Source organism: Piscirickettsia litoralis, from assembly GCF_001720395.1.
Classification (GTDB): Bacteria; Pseudomonadota; Gammaproteobacteria; order Piscirickettsiales; family Piscirickettsiaceae; genus Piscirickettsia; species Piscirickettsia litoralis.
In genome coordinates this window covers 50,007-53,343 of the sequence record NZ_MDTU01000004.1, presented here as the reverse complement: position 1 = coordinate 53,343, position 3,337 = coordinate 50,007, and the positions used below count along the sequence as shown (strand labels likewise).

Sequence of the window (3,337 nt, the reverse complement as noted above, 5' to 3'; positions counted from 1 at the left end):
TGGCGATTGAATTACATAATATTAATTAGCATTAAAACCCGCAACGATCTGCGATAAAAGATGGCATTTTTCTTATTAATGTCAACTTAAAATCATTTAAAATTTTATATGTAGATTGCAATAAATATTGTCACCTAAAATGATTTAAAAGAATTTTTAGGTAGTTAGGTTTATTTATGATTATTGAGACGCTTACTATAGATTTTCGGCAATGGCTTACCATTTGTGCAGAACCTCAAAAAGCCGCAATAGTGGACAATTTTATTGTATGAAAAGCGAAAACCTAAAAAGTTTATCACATTGTTTGAGTCTGTTAAATAAACCTTTATATCATGGTGAATACTTCAATAGCCTCGCAGCTTCATGCATGGATTTAAATCCTATAACTGACTATGGTCGCCACCACAAAAGAGTCAACCCTGTCGACAACATTATGAAAAACAAAAGCAATTTTGCCAATTATTATCAATCATGCTTTAATATTCATAAAACGATAAGGAATTATTTACTATATGGAAGAAAAAAACTTTCTTATGATTTATTTGTAGAATTAGCCACTAATGAGATAGATAACAGCAATATTAGGTTGAGAAGTGAAAATAATGAATATGGAGAGCAGTTTGGCACATCTCTTGATCCGACCTTGAGAGGACAAACTGATATTAATATATTTTTCAAAAAAAATATCTGACTTTCCAGTATCACTCTCTGGCGTACATATAAATAACAACTTTTACCTTGGATATAATAACACCAGTGAAAAAGAGTTGCTGGACAAAAGGAGAAAAGAACTCCAAAAACATATAGGTGAAAAGTTTATACTTAATGATAAAAATTTAAGTATTATTACTAATAGTCTGTGTCGCATATGTATTATACCGGAATCTAGCAACTTTTTTTGGAAAAAACAATATTGAAGCAAACTAGTAGCATAGTGAATGCATTAGGGGATAATCCACTATATAAGAAAACTAGAGATTACCTATTAAATGAGAACTCTCCTCATTTAATAAAAAGATATATGTTTTCTCTTATTGGAAGTCCTCTTTATGATTTTTATGAGCATCTAAAAATTAAAAATGCAAAATCTTCCTTATATTCTTTATATCATGGGCTATACCCGGAGCCTCAGTATGACATTTCACATGGTGAAAAGATTTGGAATAACATTAAATTAATTACACGTACTACCTATGCTGGTCGCTTATCTAAGAGGAATGATGTTATAACTACAAATGTCAGGGGGGACAACTTAAAAGAATTGCTTATAGAAGCCATTAAATTTTTGTATGGCGAAACAAATGGTTACTCAAGTAATGAGGTTAACATATCAAAATTTGAACGAATTTGTTCTTTTATTCAGATTGTTAATACGCTTCACCCTTTAACTGACGGAAATGGTAGAACGTTTGTTGTCGCTTTACAAAATATTCTTTTAGCTTTAAATGGATTTCCATTCACTATGCATTATGAGCTTGGTAGGGCTACTGGCCTGGGTGGATTGATACCAGCACCCAACTCAGAATATGCTAATGAAATCGCTTATGGTTGTCTTGTAAGGCGAAGATTTGACTCTATAAGAGGTATGGAGAATAAGTTAAATTTTTTGAAAAATTATAGCCTTTATTTGGGGAGAGTCAGAACCCGGCAGTCCTTTTTTCTCTGAAAAATTATTTGATGATATATCTATAGGTTATAGACAAAAAGATTTTATAAGAGAATTATTCCCACAATCTTCCAATGGTAAAATAAATAATCTTTTTCAAACTCGCCTTCATATAGAAACTAATAAAGATAAACGCTTTTATGGATGGCAAATCAAAGCGTTTCATTATATTAAAGAGCATTATAGAAACAAGAGTCCACTGTTATACCTCCTGCATGATCATGATGATTTGTGAGCGTGGGACTGTTGCGAAAAAAATTAGGTTGAGGTATGTTGGTTGCTTGATTTGAAAATAAGAGTAAATTACGACACTGTTGCAAAAAATTATAATAAGCGTCAGAAAGTCTATTTGTTTGTATTGTCTTTGTAAAATTAAGCTGCCAATCCAAATAATTTATTAATTAGCTGATTTTGAGCAAAGATATCCTGTTTTTTAATATAACGCAATTGATACGCATTGACTCCATCACATCAACTGTTGGCCGTGCTGTTGAGAGCGATTGATACCATTGGCGGAAGCGGGGGGGTAACCGGTAACCCTCCCCTAAAATAGTACAAGTGATAAGTGGAATCTTCTGTTAAATTAACTTAAACAGGAGAATGAAGATGAAACGATCAAAGCTAACAGAATCACAGATTGTAGCGATGCTCAACGAAGGCGAAGCAGGCATCAAAGTTGAGGATATCTGTCGCCAATATGGTATCGCTAAGAGCAGCTATTATAAACTGAGATCTAAATATCAAGGCATAGGGGTTTCAGAGCTTAAGCGCTTAAAAGAGCTTGAAGACGAAAACCGTCGCTTGAAGCAGATGTACGCTGATATTAGCTTAACGTGAGTTCGATATAAGGTTCTATTGAAAAAGCAGCCCGTTTGCAATTAATCTTTAGGTTCTCACAATCTAAATCCATTGAAATCCATTGCAAGGAGCTGCTTATGGATACCAGCTTAATCGGTTTGTTTTGCATTGTCGATGACTTTTGTCAGGTTTTCTTGCCTCACTGGAAAGTGTTCCGGTCAAGTCATATTGGACACTTTTAATTGAGACTTTTCAAAATTAATAGGCGATAGGTTGCCATTGGCTGTATGCAGCCGATCATGATTGTAATATCGAATATAGGCCCCTACATCCCCCTTCATAGTATCACGGGTTAAATGAGTCACATTCAACAGCCATTCGTGCTTTAGGCTGCCAAAAAAATCGCTCGACAACTGCATTGTCAACGCAAGCACCGACACTGCTCATAGAAGCGGTGATTTTATGCTTCTTCAACAGTTTTCGATATTTTTTACTGGTATACTGCGAACCACGATCACTGTGAAATAAAAATAACAAGTGTTCTGTCGGCTGCCGCAAGTGAATCGCCATATCCATTGCACGACAAACTAGATTTTCGCTCATTCTCTTATTCATCGCCCAGCCGATAACTTTTCGAGAGTATAAATCGATAACGACCGCAAGATACAACCAGCCTTCAGCCGTTCTAAGGTAGGTAATGTCACCTGCCCATGAGTGATTTGCAATGACTGGATTAAACTGCTGATTCAATACGTTATCTGCAACAGCGTGATGGTGCTTACGCTTAGTTGTCACTCTATAAGCTTTACGTTGCAGCACCTTTAAACCGAGTTTTTGCATTAGGCTTCTCACCCGATAACGGCCTACTCAAGG

At 35.2% G+C, this 3,337-nt stretch carries 3 protein-coding genes and 3 pseudogenes; 4 read left to right on the top strand and 2 right to left on the bottom strand.

Annotated features, from left to right (window positions below; genetic code table 11):
* The first annotated feature begins 268 nt into the window (after nucleotides 1-268).
* Nucleotides 269-691: a hypothetical protein gene (locus BGC07_RS16990; protein ID WP_069314258.1), complete on the top strand. Its 423-nt coding sequence runs from the start codon at nucleotides 269-271 to the stop codon at nucleotides 689-691.
* Between the two features lie 207 nt (nucleotides 692-898).
* Nucleotides 899-1,666: a Fic family protein gene (locus BGC07_RS16985; RefSeq protein ID WP_069314257.1), complete on the top strand. Its 768-nt coding sequence runs from the start codon at nucleotides 899-901 to the stop codon at nucleotides 1,664-1,666.
* 372 nt (nucleotides 1,667-2,038) lie between these two features.
* Here the strand turns inward: BGC07_RS16985 and BGC07_RS20280 are convergent.
* Nucleotides 2,039-2,187 (bottom strand): annotated as a pseudogene (locus BGC07_RS20280) (IS6 family transposase); the annotation flags it as partial.
* Nucleotides 2,188-2,272: 85 nt separating this feature from the next.
* Here BGC07_RS20280 and BGC07_RS16980 point away from each other — a divergent pair.
* Nucleotides 2,273-2,503, top strand: a complete 231-nt coding sequence (locus tag BGC07_RS16980; RefSeq protein WP_069314256.1) for a transposase — start codon at nucleotides 2,273-2,275, stop codon at nucleotides 2,501-2,503.
* 98 nt (nucleotides 2,504-2,601) lie between these two features.
* A pseudogene (locus BGC07_RS24185) lies at nucleotides 2,602-2,691 on the top strand (IS982 family transposase); the annotation flags it as partial.
* On the opposite strand, the pseudogene BGC07_RS16975 reads toward BGC07_RS24185, so the two are convergent.
* Nucleotides 2,683-3,331, bottom strand: a pseudogene (locus BGC07_RS16975) (IS3 family transposase); the annotation flags it as partial. The pseudogenes BGC07_RS24185 and BGC07_RS16975 sit on opposite strands and share 9 nt — an antisense overlap.
* Between the last annotated feature and the right edge of the window lie 6 nt (nucleotides 3,332-3,337).